The following is an 18,958-nucleotide window of genomic DNA, read 5'->3' on the forward strand; positions in this document are numbered from 1 at the left end:
AGATGCGATGAATGCACCGCTGAAAGAGTTTGGCCCGATCAAGGCTGTGATTTTCGACATGGATGGGCTGTTGCTGGACACCGAGGGTATCTACACCGAGGTCACCTCCATCATCGCCGAACGCTATGGGCGCACCTTCGATTGGAGCGTCAAGCAGAACATCATCGGGCGCGGGGCCACGGACCTGGCCAATTACGTCGTCCAGGCGCTGGAGTTGCCGATCACTCCCCAGGAGTTCCTGGTCATCCGCGAGCCCTTGATGCGCGAGCGTTTTCCTCATGCCCTGGGGATGCCCGGCGCCGAGGAACTGGTGCGCCATCTCAAAGCCCACAACATTCCGATCGCGGTGGGTACCAGTTCGTCGAGCCCCACGTTCGCGCTGAAAACCACGCTGCACCGGGATTGGTTCGCGCTGTTCGATTGCATCGTGACGGCGGATGACCCTGAGGTCGGCGCGGCCAAACCGGCGCCGGATATCTTCCTCACCGCTGCCCGGCGCCTGGGTGTAGCGCCGCGCGACTGCCTGGTGTTCGAGGATTCACCGTTCGGTGTGACGGCCGCCAAGGCCGCCGGCATGACCGCCATTGCCATTCCGGATTCGGCCATGGCGGACGAAAAATACGCCCATGCCGACGGGATCCTTCGTTCGTTGAAAATGTTCCAGCCCGGCCTTTGCGGTTTGCCGCAATTGGAGTGGGCCTGACACTATCGCGCTACACCGCAAAACGCCGGTCATGGTTGAACCCATGACCGGCGTTTTTTCATGCCCGGATCAGGCGCCGAAACCACCGTCGATGGTCAGGCTGGCACCGGTGATGTAGCCGGCTTCCGGCCCAGCCAGGTAAGCGACGAAGCTGGCGATTTCATCGACGTTGCCGTAGCGCCCGATGGCCATCAGCGACATCAGGCTGGAGGCGAAGTCGCTGTCGGCCGGGTTCATGTCAGTGTCCACCGGGCCGGGCTGCACGTTGTTGACGGTGATGCCGCGCGGGCCGAGGTCACGGGCCAGGCCTTTGGTCAGGCCCACCAGCGCGGATTTGCTCATGGCGTACGTAGCGCCGCCGGCGAAGGGCATGCGGTCGGCGTTGGTGCTGCCGATGTTGATGACCCGGCCACCTTCGCCCATGTGCCGCGCTGCCGCTTGGGTGGCGACGAACACGCTGCGCACGTTGACGGCCAGGGTCTGGTCGAAATCTTCGAGTTTGAATTCATCCAGTGGCGCCATGGCCAGCACGCCCGCATTGTTGACCAGGATGTCCAACCGCCCAAAAGCCTCGACGGTGGCGGCGACGGCGTTACGGACGGCCTCGGCGTCGGCGCTGTCGGCCTTGATCGCCAGGGCCTTGCCACCTGCTGCGGTGATGCTGTTTTGCAGTTCTTCAGACTTGGCGCCAGAGCTGACGTAGGTGAAGGCCACGGCGGCGCCTTCTGCTGCAAGGCGTTTGACGATGGCGGCGCCGATGCCGCGAGAACCGCCCTGGATCAAGGCGACTTTACCGCTCAGTGTTTGCGTGCTCATAACTATTCTCCAGAAGATACCGAGGCGTGGTGCCGCGGGAATGGAGCGAGTATCAAGCGTTGGTTATCGCCTGTGTAGACGCTCGTTGATACAGTCTGTGTAAACCAAAAGTTTGGAATGGCCCATATGGAAACCTTCAGCAGTATCGAATGCTTTGTTCGCAGTGCCGAAGTCGGCAGCTTTGCCGAGGCGGCGCGACGCTTGAGCGTGACCCCGGCAGCGGTGGGTAAAAGCGTCGCCAAGCTGGAGGCGCGCATGGGCGTACGCCTGTTCCAGCGCAGCACCCGCAGCCTGAGGCTGACCGAAGCCGGTCAGTTGTTCCTGAGGGAAGTTGGCAGCAGCTTCAACACTATCCAGAACGCCGTCGCCAACCTGGCCAGCGCCGGAGGGCAACCGGCGGGGACGCTGAAGGTGAGCATGGGCACGGCGTTCGGTCGATTGTATGTCGTGCCCTTGCTGGGAGAGTTTCTGCGGCGCTACCCGGCGATCAACCCGGACTGGCATTTCGATAACCGCCAGGTGGACCTGATCGGCCAGGGTTTCGATGCCGCCATCGGCGGCGGTTTCGAACTGCCCCAGGGCGTGGTGGCGCGCAAGTTGACGGTGGCCCATCGGGTGCTGGTTGCATCCACGGACTATCTGCAAAGCCATGCCGCCGTGACAGAACCGGAAGATCTGTCACAACACCAAGGCATCCTGATTCGTTCGCCCCAGACCGGGCGCGTCCGTTCCTGGCAACTGACCAGCCGCAGCCGAGAACACAGGCCACTGACGCTCAAGACGCGCATGACCATGAGCGATTCGGAAGCCGACTGCGCCGCCGCCGCCCAAGGCTTGGGCATCGGCCTGGTGAGCATGCCGATTGCCGTTCCCTTCCTGGAATCCGGGGTTCTGCAGCGGGTGTTGCCGGACTGGTATGTCGATGACGGCAACATCTCCATCTACTACGCCGAGCACAAACTCTTGCCGGGCAAGACCCGGGCGTTCGTGGATTTCATCATTGGGCAGTTTGCCGAGCGGGGGCTGGCGCAGCGGTTCAGTGCGGTTTGAGCTGGGCTTGGGACCGAGTTGGCCCCAATCGCGAGCAGGCTCGCTCCCACAGAGTTGGATGTGTTTACAGACTTCTGATCACCACCCATCACCTGTGGGAGCGAGCCTGCTCGCGATTGTGGGCACCTCGGTCCAAGACTGTGAACTCACCGCCCAAACCGCCCCGGCCAGCCAATGATGGTCTTGGGCCGAGGCGTGGCATAGGTGCGCACTTTCGACGTCGACAACCCCAACCGCACCAGCGATTCAGCAATGGTCACTGCCGCAGTCACCCCATCGACCACCGGCACCCCGGTGCGCTGGCGGATCTGCTCATCGAGCCCGGCCATGCCGCCACAGCCCAGGCAGATCACCTCGGCCTTGTCCTGGCTGACCGCCAGTTCGGCTTGCTGCACGATGGCTTCAACCGCCCGTTGCGGGTCTTGCTCCAGTTCCAGCACCGCCAGACCGCTGGCACGCACCGAGGCGCAACGGTCGAACAGGCCGGAGAGTTTGAGGCGGTCTTCGATCAGCGGCACGGTGCGGTCCAGGGTGGTGACCACCGAGTAAGCATGGCCGAGGAACATCGCGGTGCTGGCGCCGGCATCGGTGATATCCACCACCGGTACGTTGAGCAGTTCCTGCAAGCCTTCGCGGCCATGTTCGCCGTAGCCGGCCTGGATCACCGCGTCGAACGGCTGGTCGTAGGACATCACCCGGTCCATCACCGCGATGGCCGCCAGGTAGCTTTCAAAATTGCCCTCGATGGAATCGGCACCGAAATGCGGCGTGAGCCCGACGATCTCGGTGCCCGGCGCGGCCACGGCCTGGGCTTGCCGAGCGATGGCCTGGGTGATGGATTCGGTGGTGTTGACGTTGACCACGAGAATTCGCATGAGCTGTCCTCCTTGATGTAGAAAAATAAGCGACCCGAACCGGGCGAGCCGCTGGGGCCAATTAATGACTGACGTTATCCACCGCGATGACTTCGCCGCTGACATCTTCGTAATACGGTTGGCGTTTGGCGATGATCAGGTACAGCAACCCTGCAATCGAAGCGCCAATCAGCCAGGAAAACGGTGAAACGCTGTCAAAACCCGGCACCAGCGCCAGGATGATTGCGATCAGCGCCGCCGGAATGAACGCCGTTACCGCACGCAGGTTGACCCCGTTGCTGTAGAAGTACGCACCGTTGGGGTCTTCGCTATACAGTTGCGGCACGTTGATGCGGCCTTTTCGCAGCAGCCAGTAGTCGACCATGATCACCCCGTACAGCGGCCCGAGCAGGGCACCGAGGCCGGACAGGAAATACACGATCACCAGTGGGCTGTTGTAGAGGTTCCACGGCAGGATCAGCACGGCAATGGCGGCGCTGATCAGCCCGGCGCGGCGGAAGGTCAGGTACTTGGGCGCCAGGTTGCTGAGCACGAAGGCCGGGGCGACGAAGTTGGCCATGATGTTCACGGCCACGGTGACGATCAGGAAGGCTAGGCAGCCCAACACGAGGAAAAAGGTATTGGGGATCGAGGCGATCACCTGGGTCGGGCTTTCGATGATCTGCCCATTGATCTGGAATTGCGCACCGCAGAGCAGGATGGTGATCCCGGCGAACACCAGGATATTTACCGGCAGGCCCCAGAAATTTCCGACGACGATGGTCCGACGGCACGGCGAGGAGCGGGCGAAGTCGCAGAAATTGAGAATCAAGGTGCCGTAGATCGACAACCACAGCGCGCCGCCGGCAAAGATGTTGCGCCACATCTCACCACCGGTCAGCGGTTCGCGGATCGACCAGGCAATCGTGGCGCCGGCCTGGGTGTACATCCAGCCGGCCAGGGCCGCGACGGTCACCAGGATCACCGGGCCGGCAAAGCCTTCGTAACGACGAACCGTTTCCATGCCGTAGGCCAGGATCACCAGTTGCACGAACCAGATCGCCACGAAACACACCCATCCCAGGCTCGACAGGCCGAGGATCGAGTCGTGGTCATAGTCGGCGAAGCCGGGATGGATCGCCACCAGCAAGACGCGGAAAACCACCGAGGCCAGGTAGGTCTGGATACCGAACCAGGCAATCGCAATCACAGCCCTGATCAACGCCGGGATCTGCGCGCCGTGGATACCGAAACTGATTCGGCTGATCACCGGAAACGGCACCCCGGTTTTCTGCCCCATGTAGCCAGACAGGTTCATGAAGCCGTACACCAGCGCCGCTCCGATCCCCAGAGACAGCAAGATCTGCCAGCCGCCCAGGCCCAGGGCATAGAGGCCAATGGCGAAGGAATAATTGGCGATGTTGTGCACGTCGTTGGTCCAGAGGGCAAAGATGCTGTAGCGACCCCAGCGCCGACCTTCGGCCTTGGTCGGCGCCAGGTCTTTGTTGTGCAGCCGCGGGCTCAGGGCCAGGGGCGCTGCGGTGTTGTCATCGAGGGCAGTGGTAGAGGAGGGCAGATCCAGCGCGATGTTATTGGAGAGACTTGTACGCATTCCGGCAGGCTCCTGATTCTCGGTGCCGCGATGACTGTGCATGAGCTTGAGGCTCGACAAATCTTCGTCGCGGCGGGTGAGCATCATTGGTTACGGGGCATCTGCAGCCTGTACGGGATAGGGCGCTTCAGGCTTGCGGATCTAAAGTGTGTGTATGTTTTATAAATGTTGTATACAAAACACTTGTCGACTCAAGCCAGATTTATGCCACTTACGGATCTATCGTCCGTAGCGCTAATTTCGTTTTGTTATTGAATATGAATAACTAACTGAAATAACGCGATTTAAAACTGACCGTTTAAACAGGTATTTATTTTTTGGCGAACGCCAGTAAGGTTAGATGGGCAGGCGAGGCGGGAAGGTGTGTGTAACCTTTCGGGGCATAAACGATATAAGTGCACACAAAAATGCCACTTGTAGTGACATTTTTGTGTACAGATTGCGAGGCTCAGACGCTCTTGGATTTGGCGATGATGTTCCCGGCATGCAGCCCGCATTCTTTCTGCGTGGCTTCTTCCCACCACCAGCGGCCTTCACGCTCGTGCTGGTTCGGCAGCACTGGGCGGGTGCAGGGCTCGCAGCCGATGCTGATGAAGCCGCGCTCATGCAAGCTGTTGTAAGGCAGCTCCAGCATGCGGATGTAGCCCCAGACTTCTTCGCTGGTCATCTGCGACAGCGGGTTGAACTTGTACAGGGTGCGCTCCGGGGTGGAAAACGCCGTGTCGATTTCCAGCACCGCCACCTGGCTGCGGGTGCCGGGGCTCTGGTCGCGGCGCTGGCCGGTGGCCCAGGCACGGACATCGGTCAGTTTGCGTCGCAACGGTTCGATCTTGCGGATGCCGCAGCATTCGCCATGACCGTCCTTGTAGAAGCTGAACAGGCCTTTTTCCTTCACGAAGGGTTCAAGTTTCGTGTAGTCCGGCGAGATCAGTTCGATGTCGATCTTGTAGTGCTCGCGCACCTGATCGATGAAGCGATAGGTTTCCGGGTGCAGGCGGCCGGTGTCGAGGCTGAACACCTTGACGTTCTTGTTCAGTTTCCAGGCCATGTCCACCAGCACCACGTCTTCGGCGCCGCTGAAAGATATCCACAGGTCATCGCCGAATTCGGCGAAGGCCAGCTTGAGGATGTCCTGCGGGGACTTGTTGGCATAGGTCGTGGCGAGTTCCACGACATCAAACGATGGGCTCATCAGGGCGGTTTCCTACAGGTCGGTGGCGCTGGGCGCTCTATATGGGGCTGATGGTAACAAAAGCTGTCGGGGCTGGCGCGTTCCTCTGCGTTGCGCGGACTTCGGCGAATGGCTAGAGTCGGCAGGCCTTTTGTTCGCTCAACCGATAAACATCAAAAAAGTGGGAGTGTCTTGTGGAAATTGCCTGTCTCGACCTGGAAGGTGTGCTGGTCCCGGAGATCTGGATCGCCTTCGCCGAAAAAACCGGTATTGAGTCCCTCAGGGCGACCACTCGGGACATTCCCGACTACGACGTGCTGATGAAGCAACGCTTGCGTATCCTCGATGAGCACGGCCTCAAGCTCTCCGACATCCAGGAAGTCATCGCCACCCTCAAGCCGCTGGACGGCGCCATCGAGTTCGTCGACTGGCTGCGCGAACGCTTTCAGGTGGTGATTCTTTCTGACACGTTCTACGAATTTTCCCAGCCGTTGATGCGCCAGTTGGGTTTCCCGACATTGCTCTGCCATCGGCTGATTACCGATGACAGTGGGCGGGTAACTGGCTACCAATTGCGTCAGAAAGATCCCAAGCGCCAGTCGGTCCTGGCTTTCAAGAGCCTGTACTACCGGGTGATTGCGGCGGGGGATTCCTACAACGACACCACGATGCTGGGTGAAGCCGACGCCGGGATTCTGTTCCATGCGCCAGAGAATGTGATCCGTGAATTCCCGCAGTTCCCGGCGGTGCACAGCTTTGCCGAGTTGAAGCAGGAATTCCTCAAGGCTTCGAACCGCAATCTGACTCTTTAACCACTATCCCTGTGGGAGCGGGCTTGCTCGCGAATTCAGTGTGTCAGTCAACATCATCATTTCTGACCCATCGCATTCGCGAGCAAGCCCGCTCCCACAGAAGATGGTGTGGTAACTAAAGGTTCTGCAAAGTTTCGAGCAACACTCGAACCTTGGTAATCGACTCCTGATACTCGGCCTGCCAATCCGAGTCCGCGACAATCCCGCCACCGCCCCAGCAACACACCTGCCCATCCTTGACCAGCAAACTGCGGATAGCGATGGAGCTGTCCATTTCCCCACGCACGTCCAGGTACAGCAACGAGCCGCAGTACAACCCGCGGCGGGTCGGTTCGAGCTCGTCGATGATCTGCATGGCACGGATTTTCGGCGCGCCGGTGATCGAGCCACCGGGAAAACTGCCGGCGATCAGGTCCAGGGCGTCCTTATCCACAGCCAGTTCGCCGGTCACGCTGCTGACCAAATGATGCACGTTCGGGTAGCTTTCCAGGCTGAATAACTCCGGCACCCGCACCGAGCCGATGCGGCAGGTGCGGCCCAGGTCGTTGCGCAGCAGGTCGACGATCATCAGGTTTTCCGCCCGGTCCTTGGAGCTGGCCAGCAGCTCGGCGGCGTGGGCCGCGTCTTCCGCGGGCGTTGTGCCGCGGGGCCGGGTGCCTTTGATCGGCCGGGTTTCCACCTGGCCTTCGCTGACCTTGACGAAGCGTTCGGGGGACAGGCTCAGCACCGCGCCGCCATCGGGTAGGCTCTGGAAGCCGGAAAACGGCGTCGGGCAAGCTGCGCGCAGCGCCTGGTAGGCGGCCCAGGCATCACCCTGGCAGGGCGCGCGAAAGCGCTGGGCAAAGTTGACCTGGTAGCAGTCGCCGGCCTGGATATACGCCTGGATACGTTCGAATGCCTGTCGGTAGGCCTCGGCGCTGAGGTCCGGCGTCATGGGGCCTTCAAGGCTGAACGGGAGAACGGGCGCGGTGGTCGGCTGGCTGAACAGCGCGATCAGGCGTTGGCGTTCGTCTTCGGCGCAGTGGGGGTGGAACACCAGTTGGCTGGTGCCCACCTGGTGATCGCTGATCAAAGCCCAGTCGTACACGCCAAAACGCGCATCGGGCAGTTGCAGGTCGTCCTTGGCGTGGGATGGCAGGGCTTCGAGGTGTCGGCCGAAGTCGTAGCTCAAGTAGCCGATCAGGCCGCCGGCGAAGGGCAATTGCACTGTGGCTGGTAGTTCCGCGTCGCCCAGTTGCGTCAGCTGAATGCGCAGGCGTTGCAGGAAATCGCTACCGCTCTCGTCGGGCAACACTGCCAGTTGCTCCAGCGGCCAGGCACTGAGCAGGTCGTAACGTCCGCGCTCGGCACTCGGCCGGCCACTGTCGAGCAGCACGCTGCCGGGGGCATGACGGATCGCCGCGAAATACTCGGCGGGGTTGGTGCGGTAGGGCAGCGGGTGTACGGAGCAGGTTGGCATGGGCGGGGCGGGTCGGCCGTTCAGGCGGGGTGGCGATTGTAATCCCTCTGTAGGATTTGCTCCTAGAGGGATGTCGGAGATGGGTAAGTATGGGGCCATCAAAAGTATTGGAGTGTGAACACCCTGTGGCAAGGGGACTTATCCCCTTGCCACAGGGCGGCTTCAACCCTCAACCGGCGGAATATGCCCAAACAATGCCTGGGCGAACGCCACGCGCTCTTCCACGGTTTCCTCGACACCCCGTGCCTTGAGCTCTTCCAGATGCGCTTCCACCGCATGGGTGCGCAGGGTCAGGCCGCAGTCGTTGGCGATCTGGATATTCAGGCCCGGCCGGGCGTTCAATTCCAGGATCAACGGACCCTTTTCCTGGTCCAGCACCATGTCCACGCCGATGTAGCCCAGCCCACACAGTTCATAGCAACCAGCGGCCAGTTTCATGAAACCGTCCCAGTAGGGCAGTTGCACGCCGTCCACCGCGTTGGTGGTGTCGGGGTGTTTGGTGATGATGTTGTTCAGCCAGGTACCGCGCAGGGTCAGGCCGGTGGCGAGGTCGACGCCCACCCCGATGGCGCCCTGGTGCAGGTTGGCCTTGCCGCCGGATTGACGGGTCGGCAAGCGCAGCATGGCCATCACCGGATAGCCCATCAGCACGATGATGCGAATGTCCGGCACGCCTTCGTAGCTGATGCTCTTGAAGATCTGGTCCGGCGTCACGCGGTACTCGATCAGCGCCCGGTCTCGGTGCCCGCCCAAGGAGTACAGGCCGGTGAGGATACTGGAGACATGGTGCTCGATTTCCTCATGGCTGATGATCTTGCCGGACACCGTGCGATAGCGGCCTTCGAAGCGGTCGGCGATGACGATGATGCCGTCGCCGCCAGCGCCCTGGGCCGGCTTGATCACGAAGTCGGTGCGCCCGCCGATGATCTCGTCGAGCTTGTCGATTTCCTTCTCGGTGGAGATCACACCGTATAGCTCCGGCACATGAATGCCGGCGGCGATAGCCCGTTCCTTGGTGATGATCTTGTCATCGACGATGGGGTACAGGCTGCGCTTGTTGTACTTGAGCACGTAGTCGGCGTTACGCCGGTTGATGCCCATGATGCCCCGGGCTTCCAGGGCCTTCCAGGTCTTCCAGAAGCCGAACATCAGGAGTCTGCCTTGAGGAAGGCCTTGAACCGGACCAGCTCGGTCAGGCGGTAGCCGCGATAACGACCCATGGCCAGCATGAAGCCCACCAGGATCAGCAGGATCGCCGGGAAGGTGAACACGAAGTACACCAGTTCCGGCACGCTCATGATCAGGTGCGCCAGGGACGCGGCGAACAAGGTGCCGATGGCGACTTTCATCGCGTGGCCGGCGCCGCGTTCTTCCCAGGTAATGGACAGGCGTTCGATGGTCATGGTCAGGATCACCATCGGGAACAGTGCCACCGACAGGCCGCGCTCCAGGCCCAGCTTATGACTGAACAGGCTGATGGCGGCGATCAGCACCACCACGAACGTCAGCACCACCGAGAGCCTTGGCAGCATCTGCAATTTAAGGTGTTCCAGGTACGAACGCAGCGACAGGCCCAGGGTGGTGATCACCGTGAACAGGATGATCCCGAAGCCCAGTTGGGTTTCGCGGAAGGCCAGGGCGATCAGTACCGGCGTGAAGGTGCCCAGGGTTTGTAGGCCGATCAGGTTGCGCAATATCAGAATCACCAGCACGCCGATCGGGATCATCACCATGATCATGAACGTCTGCTGGGTTTGCAGCGGCAGGCCGTACAGCGAGTATTCGAGGAAGTTGGCGTCGGTGTTCTCGTCCGTCAGCTTGGCCAGGCGAATGGCGTTCATTTCGCTGTTGTTCATGCTGAAGGTCACGGTGGCTTTCTTGCCGCCATCGACGGTGATCAGGTTTTCATCGCCGGTCCACCACAACAGGCGGTCGGTGGGCAGGCCCTGTTCGCCGGAGTCCGGGTTGAAATACAACCAGTCGGTGCCGTTGAAACTGCGCAGCCACAGTTCCGGTGTCTGCGGCTGGTCGGCCACCAGGCGAATGGTATGGACCTTTTCCACCGGCACGTGGGCGATGGACAGCACCAATTCGACGATACGCGCCTTGTTGGCCGAAGAAGGATCGCCGGCCAGCAGCAGCTTGACGTTGTCGTCGTTGAGGTTGTTGACCCGCTTGATCGCTTCGCTGATGAACGTCTCGACGTCCGCCGAATGTTGGCGGATCGGTGCGAGCAGGGCTTCGGCGGCCAGTTTCTCCGGGCCTTCGACGGCGATGCTGTCGCGGAAGGTCGGGCCCTTGACCTTGGTTTTCTCGGCGCTGTAGCGCTTGGTCAGCACCAAACGGTAATAAAGGGTCTGGTTACCCTTGGCCCGACGGGCCGACCAGGTCACCTTGCGGTTACCGTCGACCCGGTTCACCGCCACGCCATAATTGTTGGAAATGAAACTCTCGTTGAGGCTCACATAGTCGCGGCTCAGGGGCGGCACGAACATCTGGATCTTCACCGGATCCTTGGCATTGGGCACGAATTCGACCTTGGCGTCGATGTTCCACAAGTCGTCGGTGGCGTCTTCGGTGACCGGGATGCCGAGCACGAAAATCTGATAGGCCGTCACCGACAGGCCCAGCACCACCAGGATGGCGATCAGCATTTTCAGATGGAGGGTAAGGGAGCGCATTGGAATTACTCTGCGGTTTGAGCGGCATTGGCGCAGGCGGGTTTGCCGGCAGCGTATTTAAGACTGGGGTCGACCAGCGCATCGAAGCGCTTGAGCGCCTCGGAACCGATCAGCAACGGGTATTGGAAGGCGCTACGGTCGGTCAGGTTCACTTCGATGCTGCGCAGGGCCGAGCCCATGCAGATGTCCAGTTCGATGACCGGCCGGGCCGTGTATTTCTTGCCTTCTTCCGGGTCGTAGTCACCGGCGCGACGCTTGATCTTGCTGACCCGGGCCAGGGGGCGTTCGATGGGGTGCGAGTGGGCCGCGTCGATGGCCAGGTAAAAGCGCACCCAGGATTCGCCATTGCGCTTGAAGCGCTTGATGTCACGGGCACTGAGGGATGCGGTCTTGGCGCCAGTGTCGAGCTTGGCGGCGACCTCCAGGTCGATGCCCTGCAAGGCGGCGTATTCGTTGAGGCCGTACACGGTTTTTTCACCCGCCGCGGCAAGTCCCGGCAGGCACATGAAATAAAGAGCGGCAGATAAGGGCTTGAGTGTCATAGATCCTGGTGCGCAGCGTTCCGTTTATCGGTTCAGGCCCTGGCATTACTGCACAAGCTCCTTCAATAGCCTTCCCTATAAAAGAGAGCGGCGAATAGCGGCGGCATTCTAGCACGGTGGTTTTCTGACGCCACCGCTGGCCGGACGCTACGAGTCTTCATGCAGAAGGGTTATCGCCAGGGCGCTTATTAGACGATTGTCGACAATGTTGATTTTTGTTTTGACGTTTACGCTGCTATTGGATAGTTTTTGCCTTATTGATTTTCAAGGTGTCGACAATATGCTCGATCAGCTCGAAACCCCGGTGATGGCTCAGGACGACTCGGAGACCCTGTCCGAGAACGTCTTCCGGCGTATCCAGGCCGCCATCGTCAAAGGCGAGATAGCCCCCGGCAGCAAGATCTCCGAGCCCGAGCTGGCGCGTACCTACGGCATCAGCCGCGGGCCGCTGCGCGAGGCGATCCACCGCCTGGAGGGCCAGCGCCTACTGGTGCGCGTGCCCCACGTCGGCGCCCGAGTGGTGTCCCTGAGCCACGCCGAGCTGCTGGAACTCTATGAAATCCGTGAATCCCTCGAAGGCATGGCCTGCCGTTTGGCGGCTGAGCGCATGACGTTGGAAGAAATCGACGAACTGCGCCGGGTCCTGGAGACCCACGAGCGCGATGCGGCGTTCCAGGCCGGTGTTGGCTATTACCAGCAGGAAGGCGATTTCGACTTTCATTACCGAATCATCCAGGGCAGCGGCAACCGCACTCTGACGCAAATGCTGTGCGGCGAGCTGTATCAACTGGTGCGCATGTACCGCATCCAGTTTTCCACCACGCCCAACCGTCCGCGCCAGGCCTTTGCCGAGCACCATCGGATTCTCGATGCCATCGCCGACCGTGACGGCGAACTGGCTGAATTATTGATGCGCCGGCACATCGGCGCCTCCAAACGCAATATCGCGCGTCATTTCCAGGACAGCGCCGCCACTGAACGAGGTGAGTCATGAGTTCCAGCAAGAGCACGCCAGGCCAGCGTTTCCGCGATGCGGTCGCCACCGAGCATCCGCTGCAAGTGGTGGGCACGATCAACGCCAACCACGCGCTGCTGGCCAAGCGCGCCGGTTTCAAGGCGATCTACCTGTCGGGCGGCGGCGTGGCGGCCGGTTCCCTCGGCGTGCCGGACCTGGGCATCACCGGCCTGGATGACGTGCTGACCGATGTGCGCCGTATCACCGACGTGTGCGACCTGCCGTTGCTGGTGGACGTGGACACCGGTTTCGGTTCCTCGGCGTTCAACGTGGCCCGTACGGTCAAGTCGATGATCAAGTTCGGCGCGGCGGCCATCCATATCGAAGACCAGGTCGGCGCCAAGCGTTGCGGCCATCGTCCGAACAAGGAAATCGTCTCGCAGCAAGAGATGGTCGACCGCATCAAGGCCGCCGTCGATGCCCGTACCGACGACAGTTTTGTGATCATGGCGCGTACCGACGCCCTGGCCGTGGAGGGCTTGGAGTCGGCCCTGGACCGCGCCGCCGCGTGCATCGAGGCCGGTGCCGACATGATTTTCCCCGAAGCCATCACCGAGCTTGAGATGTACAAGCTGTTCGCCAGCCGCGTGAAGGCGCCGATCCTGGCCAACATCACTGAATTCGGCGCGACCCCGCTGTACACCACCGAACAGCTGGCCGGTGCCGATGTGTCCCTGGTGCTGTATCCGCTGTCGGCGTTCCGCGCCATGAACAAGGCCGCCGAGAACGTCTACACCGCGATCCGCCGCGACGGCACGCAACAGAATGTCATCGACACCATGCAAACCCGCATGGAGCTTTACGATCGCATCGACTACCACACCTTCGAGCAGAAGCTCGATGCGTTGTTCGCGGCGAAGAAGTAAGGCGCGACTCCCCCTATAAATTCAAGAAAATGGAGACAGCAAATGGCCGAAGCAAAAGTACTCAGTGGCGCCGGGCTCCGTGGCCAGGTGGCCGGGCAAACCGCATTGTCCACCGTAGGCCAATCGGGCGCGGGCCTGACCTATCGCGGCTACGACGTTCGCGACCTGGCGGCGGACGCGCAGTTTGAAGAAGTCGCCTACCTGCTGTTGTACGGTGAGCTGCCGACCCAGGCCCAACTGGATGCCTATACGCGCAAACTGAGCCAACTGCGGGACTTGCCCCAAGCCCTGAAAGAAGTGTTGGAGCGCATTCCCGCCGACGCCCACCCGATGGACGTGATGCGCACCGGCTGCTCGTTTTTGGGCAACCTGGAACCTGAGAAGGACTTTTCCGAGCAACACGACAAGACCGATCGCCTGTTGGCCGCGTTCCCGGCGATCATGTGCTACTGGTATCGCTTCAGCCACCAAGGCCAGCGCATCGAATGCGTGACCGACGAAACCTCCATCGGCGGCCATTTCCTGCACCTGCTGCATGGCAAGCAGCCGAGCGAGTTGCACGTCAAGGTGATGAACGTCTCGCTGATCCTCTACGCCGAGCACGAGTTCAACGCCTCGACCTTCACTGCCCGGGTCTGCGCCTCCACACTGTCGGACCTGTTTTCCTGCATCACTGCCGCCATCGGCTCGCTGCGCGGTCCGCTGCACGGTGGCGCCAACGAAGCGGCGATGGAAATGATCGAGCGTTTCAGCTCGCCCCAGGAAGCCATCGAAGGCACCCTTGGCATGCTCGCGCGCAAGGACAAGATCATGGGCTTCGGCCACGCGATCTATAAGGACAACGACCCGCGCAACGAGGTGATCAAGGGCTGGTCGAAGAAACTCGCCGACGAAGTGGGCGACACGGTGCTGTTCCCGGTCTCCGAGGCCATCGACAAAACCATGTGGGAGCAGAAGAAACTGTTCCCCAACGCCGATTTCTACCACGCCTCGGCGTACCACTTCATGGGCATCCCGACCAAGCTGTTCACGCCGATCTTCGTTTGCTCGCGCCTGACCGGCTGGGCCGCCCACGTGTTCGAACAACGTGCCAACAACCGCATCATCCGACCGAGCGCCGAATACACCGGCGTCGAACAGCGCAAGTTCGTGCCAATCGAACAACGCTGAGCTGGAGGGTTCTAGCCGCAGGTACCGGACAAACCAAAAACCTGTGGGAGCGAGCCTGCTCGCGATGGCGTCGGGTCAGCAGCATAAATGTTGACCGACACACCGCAATCGCGAGCAGGCTCGCTCCCACAAGAGAACAGGTTACTTCAGTCGCTGCGCCACCCCTTCTGAAACCACCGTGATCCGAGTCCTGACGATGAACACAGAATTTCGCAAACCGCTACCCGGCACTTCGCTGGATTATTTCGACGTTCGCGGGGCCGTGGAGGCCATTCGGCCCGGCGCCTACGATGGCTTGCCATACACCTCCCGGGTGCTGGCGGAAAACCTCGTGCGTCGCTGCGATCCGGCCACGCTGCGTGAATCGCTGTTGCAACTGATCGAGCGCAAGCGCGACCTGGACTTCCCGTGGTTCCCGGCGCGGGTGGTGTGTCATGACATTCTCGGCCAGACCGCGCTGGTGGACCTGGCGGGCCTGCGCGACGCCATCGCCCTGCAGGGCGGCGACCCGGCGCAGGTCAACCCGGTGGTGCCGACCCAACTGATCGTCGACCACTCCCTGGCGGTGGAAAGTGCTGGTTTCGATCCCCAGGCCTTCGCCAAGAACCGCGCCATCGAAGACCGGCGCAACGAAGACCGCTTCCACTTCATCAACTGGACCAAGAAAGCCTTCAAGAACGTCGACGTGATTCCGCCGGGCAACGGGATCATGCACCAGATCAACCTGGAAAAAATGTCCCCGGTGATCCAGCAACGTGACGGCGTGGCATTCCCCGACACCTGCGTGGGCACCGACAGCCACACGCCCCACGTCGATGCCCTGGGCGTGATCGCCATCGGCGTCGGCGGCCTGGAAGCCGAAAGCGTCATGCTCGGTCGCGCTTCATGGATGCGCCTGCCGGAAATCATCGGCGTCGAGTTGACCGGCAAACTGCAGCCGGGCATCACCGCCACGGACATGGTGCTGGCGCTGACCGAATTCCTGCGCAAGCAAAAAGTCGTCGGCGCCTGGCTGGAGTTTTTCGGCGAAGGTGCCAGTGCCCTGACCTTGGGCGATCGCGCGACTATCTCCAACATGGCCCCGGAATACGGCGCCACGGCGGCGATGTTCTACATCGACCAGCAAACCATCGATTACCTGAAGCTCACTGGCCGCGAAGACCAGCAGGTGCAACTGGTCGAGACCTACGCCAAGCAGACGGGCCTGTGGGCCGACACGCTCAAGGGCGCGCAATACGAGCGCGGCTTGACCTTCGATTTGTCCTCGGTGGTGCGCAACATGGCAGGCCCGAGCAACCCTCACGCCCGCGTCGCGGTGTCGGATCTGGCCGCCAAAGGTATCTCCGGCCAGTGGGACGATGTGCCCGGGCAAATGCCCGACGGCGCCGTGATCATCGCGGCCATCACCAGTTGCACCAACACCAGTAACCCGCGCAACGTGATCGCTGCCGGCCTGCTGGCGCGCAACGCCAACCGCCTGGGCCTGGCTCGCAAGCCGTGGGTCAAGTCGTCCCTGGCGCCGGGTTCGAAAACCGTGGCGCTGTACCTGGATGAGGCGGGCCTGACCTCCGAACTCGAGAAGCTGGGTTTCGGCGTCGTGGCCTTCGCCTGCACGACCTGCAATGGCATGTCCGGTGCGCTGGACCCGGTGATCCAACAGGAAATCATCGACCGTGACCTGTACGCCACAGCCGTGTTGTCGGGCAACCGCAACTTCGATGGACGCATCCATCCGTACGCCAAGCAAGCGTTCCTTGCCTCGCCGCCGCTGGTGGTCGCTTATGCCATCGCCGGGACCATCCGCTTCGACATCGAGAAGGACGTACTGGGTGTGGTGGACGGCCGGGAAATCCGTCTCAAGGACATCTGGCCGAGCGACGAAGAAATCGACGCGGTGGTCAAGGCTTCGGTGAAACCGGAGCAGTTCCGCCAGGTGTACATCCCGATGTTCGCCATCCAGGAGGACACCGGGCCGAAAGTCACGCCGCTGTACGACTGGCGTCCGCAAAGCACCTACATCCGTCGCCCTCCCTACTGGGAAGGGGCGCTGGCCGGCGCGCGACCGCTCAAGGGCATGCGTCCGCTGGCGGTACTGCCGGACAACATCACCACCGATCACCTGTCGCCGTCCAACGCCATCATGCTGGACAGCGCCGCCGGCGAATACCTGGCGAAAATGGGCCTGCCGGAGGAGGACTTCAACTCCTATGCAACCCACCGCGGCGACCACCTGACCGCGCAACGCGCGACCTTTGCCAACCCGAAACTGTTCAACGAAATGGTCCAGGAAAACGGCAAGGTCAAGCAGGGCTCCCTGGCCCGGGTCGAGCCGGAAGGCCAGGTCATGCGCATGTGGGAGGCCATCGAAACCTACATGGAGCGCAAGCAACCGCTGATCATCATCGCCGGTGCCGACTATGGCCAGGGTTCATCCCGGGACTGGGCGGCCAAGGGCGTACGCCTGGCCGGTGTCGAGGCGATTGCCGCCGAAGGTTTCGAGCGTATCCATCGCACCAACCTGGTGGGCATGGGCGTGTTGCCGCTGGAGTTCAAGCCCGGCACCAACCGCAAAACCCTGGGCATCGACGGCAGTGAAATCTATGACGTGATCGGCGAGCGCACTCCGCGGGCGACGCTGACCCTGGTCATCACTCGCAAGAACGGCGAGCGCGTCGAGGTGCCAGTGACTTGCCGCCTCGATACCGCTGAAGAAGTGTCGATCTATGAGGCCGGTGGCGTGCTGCAACGCTTTGCCCAGGACTTCCTTGAATCGGCGGTTGCCGTCTAAATCACAGCTGCGGACACCTTGCGTGTCCGCTTGAGGAGCATCATGGCTCACGCAGCGCAAATCAAAATTCCCGCTACCTACATGCGTGGCGGCACCAGTAAAGGCGTGTTCTTCAGCTTGCAGGACCTGCCCGAAGCGGCCCGCGTCCCCGGCGCAGCCCGGGATGCCTTGCTGCTACGGGTGATCGGCAGCCCCGACCCGTACGAGAAGCAGATCGATGGCATGGGCGGCGCGACGTCCAGCACCAGCAAGACCGTGATCCTGTCCAAGAGCACCCGGGCCGACCACGATGTCGATTATCTGTTCGGCCAAGTGTCCATCGACAAGCCGTTCGTGGACTGGAGTGGCAACTGCGGCAACCTGTCGGCGGCGGTCGGTTCATTCGCCATCAGCAGTGGTTTGGTGGACGTCAGCCGTATCCCACAAAATGGCGTGGCCGTGGTGCGGATCTGGCAAGCCAACATCAGCAAGACCATCATTGCCCATGTGCCGATCACCGATGGCGCGGTGCAGGAAACCGGTGACTTCGAACTCGACGGCGTGACCTTTCCGGCGGCCGAAGTGCAACTGGAATTCATGGACCCGGCGGCCGAGGAGGAGGGCGGTGGTGGCTCGATGTTTCCCACCGGCAACCTGGTGGACGACCTTGAGGTGCCAGGTGTGGGTACTTTCAAGGCGACCTTGATCAACGCCGGGATCCCGACGATTTTCATCAATGCCCGGGACGTCGGTTACACCGGTACTGAGTTGCAGGGCGCGATCAACAGTGATCCGAAGGCGCTGGCGATGTTCGAAACCATCCGTGCCCACGGCGCCTTGCGCATGGGCTTGATCAAACACCTGGACGAAGCGGCCCAGCGCCAGCACACGCCGAAAGTGGCGTTTGTCGCACCGCCGGCGGATTACATTTCATCCAGCGGAAAAGCCGTGGCGGCTGGGGATGTCGACTTGTTGGTACGCGCCCTGTCGATGGGCAAACTGCACCACGCCATGATGGGCACCGCAGCGGTCGCCATCGGCACGGCCGCGGCGATTTCTGGCACCTTGGTCAACCTGGCGGCTGGCGGCATCGAACGCAACGCCGTACGTTTCGGTCACCCGTCCGGCACCTTGCGCGTCGGTGCCGAGGCCAGCCAGGTCGAGGGTGAATGGATGGTAAAAAAAGCCATCATGAGCCGCAGCGCACGGGTGTTGATGGAAGGGTTTGTGCGGGTGCCAGGGGATGTCCTGAACTGACATAAAAACCTGTGGGAGCGGGCTTGCTCGCGAAAGCGGTCAAACATTCAACATTGATGCAAGCTGATCCACCGCAATCGCGAGCAAGCTCGGCTCCACAAATTAATCTGAGATGGGTTTGAGTTCTGGGTCCACCGCAAATCCTTTGTGGGAGCGAGCCTGCTCGCGATGAGGCCGGTACAG

The 18,958-nt window shown here is 61.4% G+C and carries 16 protein-coding genes; 8 read left to right on the top strand and 8 right to left on the bottom strand.

Annotation, left to right across the window (positions count from 1 at the left end; genetic code table 11):
* Window positions 1–7: 7 nt before the first annotated feature.
* Window positions 8–703 carry an HAD-IA family hydrolase gene (locus AC30D9_RS23210; protein WP_134925199.1) on the top strand — a complete coding sequence of 232 codons (696 nt, stop codon included), beginning with the start codon at window positions 8–10 and terminating at the stop codon, window positions 701–703.
* A gap of 69 nt (window positions 704–772) precedes the next feature.
* Here AC30D9_RS23210 and AC30D9_RS23215 read toward each other — a convergent pair whose 3' ends face one another.
* Window positions 773–1,519 carry a 3-oxoacyl-ACP reductase family protein gene (locus tag AC30D9_RS23215; RefSeq protein ID WP_116833102.1) on the bottom strand — a complete coding sequence of 249 codons (747 nt, stop codon included), beginning with the start codon at window positions 1,517–1,519 and terminating at the stop codon, window positions 773–775.
* 126 nt (window positions 1,520–1,645) lie between these two features.
* Here AC30D9_RS23215 and AC30D9_RS23220 point away from each other — a divergent pair, with 126 nt between their 5' ends.
* A complete protein-coding gene (locus AC30D9_RS23220; protein WP_307573831.1) occupies window positions 1,646–2,569 on the top strand; it encodes a LysR family transcriptional regulator in 924 nt (307 codons plus the stop codon).
* Between the two features lie 146 nt (window positions 2,570–2,715).
* Here AC30D9_RS23220 and AC30D9_RS23225 read toward each other — a convergent pair whose 3' ends face one another.
* From AC30D9_RS23225 to AC30D9_RS23235, 3 genes are all read right to left on the bottom strand, one after another.
* On the bottom strand, window positions 2,716–3,444 hold the full coding sequence (locus AC30D9_RS23225) for an aspartate/glutamate racemase family protein (RefSeq protein WP_134925196.1): 729 nt from the start codon (window positions 3,442–3,444) through the stop codon (window positions 2,716–2,718).
* A 61-nt stretch (window positions 3,445–3,505) separates the two neighbouring features.
* The gene (locus AC30D9_RS23230; protein WP_307573829.1) at window positions 3,506–5,035 is read right to left on the bottom strand and encodes an NCS1 family nucleobase:cation symporter-1; all 1,530 of its coding nucleotides are present in this window, start codon (window positions 5,033–5,035) and stop codon (window positions 3,506–3,508) included.
* Between the two features lie 448 nt (window positions 5,036–5,483).
* Window positions 5,484–6,227, bottom strand: a complete 744-nt coding sequence (locus AC30D9_RS23235; protein WP_490144930.1) for a phosphoadenylyl-sulfate reductase — start codon at window positions 6,225–6,227, stop codon at window positions 5,484–5,486.
* 173 nt (window positions 6,228–6,400) lie between these two features.
* On the opposite strand from AC30D9_RS23235, the gene thrH reads away from it, so the two are divergent.
* On the top strand, window positions 6,401–7,018 hold the full coding sequence (gene thrH / locus AC30D9_RS23240) for a bifunctional phosphoserine phosphatase/homoserine phosphotransferase ThrH (RefSeq protein ID WP_490144931.1): 618 nt from the start codon (window positions 6,401–6,403) through the stop codon (window positions 7,016–7,018).
* Between the two features lie 115 nt (window positions 7,019–7,133).
* Here thrH and pabB read toward each other — a convergent pair whose 3' ends face one another.
* From pabB to rloA, 4 genes are all read right to left on the bottom strand, one after another.
* Complete coding sequence (pabB, locus tag AC30D9_RS23245; RefSeq protein ID WP_490144932.1) at window positions 7,134–8,477, bottom strand: aminodeoxychorismate synthase component I; 1,344 nt, start codon at window positions 8,475–8,477, stop codon at window positions 7,134–7,136.
* Between the two features lie 162 nt (window positions 8,478–8,639).
* Window positions 8,640–9,626, bottom strand: a complete 987-nt coding sequence (locus AC30D9_RS23250; RefSeq protein WP_134925191.1) for an alpha-L-glutamate ligase-like protein — start codon at window positions 9,624–9,626, stop codon at window positions 8,640–8,642.
* The gene (gene rloB / locus AC30D9_RS23255) at window positions 9,626–11,158 is read right to left on the bottom strand and encodes an osmotic stress tolerance membrane protein RloB (RefSeq protein WP_060741350.1); all 1,533 of its coding nucleotides are present in this window, start codon (window positions 11,156–11,158) and stop codon (window positions 9,626–9,628) included. Before rloB ends, AC30D9_RS23250 begins: the two co-directional genes overlap by 1 nt.
* A 5-nt stretch (window positions 11,159–11,163) precedes the next feature.
* A complete protein-coding gene (gene rloA / locus AC30D9_RS23260; protein ID WP_003179569.1) occupies window positions 11,164–11,700 on the bottom strand; it encodes a retropepsin-like aspartic peptidase RloA in 537 nt (178 codons plus the stop codon).
* Window positions 11,701–11,980: 280 nt separating this feature from the next.
* On the opposite strand from rloA, the gene AC30D9_RS23265 reads away from it, so the two are divergent.
* The 5 genes from AC30D9_RS23265 to prpF all read left to right on the top strand — a co-directional run bounded on the left by AC30D9_RS23265 (window position 11,981) and on the right by prpF (window position 18,775).
* On the top strand, window positions 11,981–12,694 hold the full coding sequence (locus tag AC30D9_RS23265) for a GntR family transcriptional regulator (protein ID WP_003204063.1): 714 nt from the start codon (window positions 11,981–11,983) through the stop codon (window positions 12,692–12,694).
* On the top strand, window positions 12,691–13,581 hold the full coding sequence (gene prpB, locus AC30D9_RS23270) for a methylisocitrate lyase (RefSeq protein WP_003204061.1): 891 nt from the start codon (window positions 12,691–12,693) through the stop codon (window positions 13,579–13,581). Before AC30D9_RS23265 ends, prpB begins: the two co-directional genes overlap by 4 nt.
* Before the next feature lie 42 nt (window positions 13,582–13,623).
* Complete coding sequence (prpC, locus tag AC30D9_RS23275) at window positions 13,624–14,751, top strand: bifunctional 2-methylcitrate synthase/citrate synthase (protein ID WP_307573821.1); 1,128 nt, start codon at window positions 13,624–13,626, stop codon at window positions 14,749–14,751.
* Window positions 14,752–14,947: 196 nt separating this feature from the next.
* Window positions 14,948–17,539: a Fe/S-dependent 2-methylisocitrate dehydratase AcnD gene (gene acnD / locus AC30D9_RS23280; RefSeq protein WP_134925189.1), complete on the top strand. Its 2,592-nt coding sequence runs from the start codon at window positions 14,948–14,950 to the stop codon at window positions 17,537–17,539.
* Window positions 17,540–17,581: 42 nt separating this feature from the next.
* On the top strand, window positions 17,582–18,775 hold the full coding sequence (prpF, locus tag AC30D9_RS23285) for a 2-methylaconitate cis-trans isomerase PrpF (protein WP_307573817.1): 1,194 nt from the start codon (window positions 17,582–17,584) through the stop codon (window positions 18,773–18,775).
* Window positions 18,776–18,958 lie beyond the last annotated feature (183 nt).

Source organism: Pseudomonas sp. DF11 (assembly GCF_058148565.1).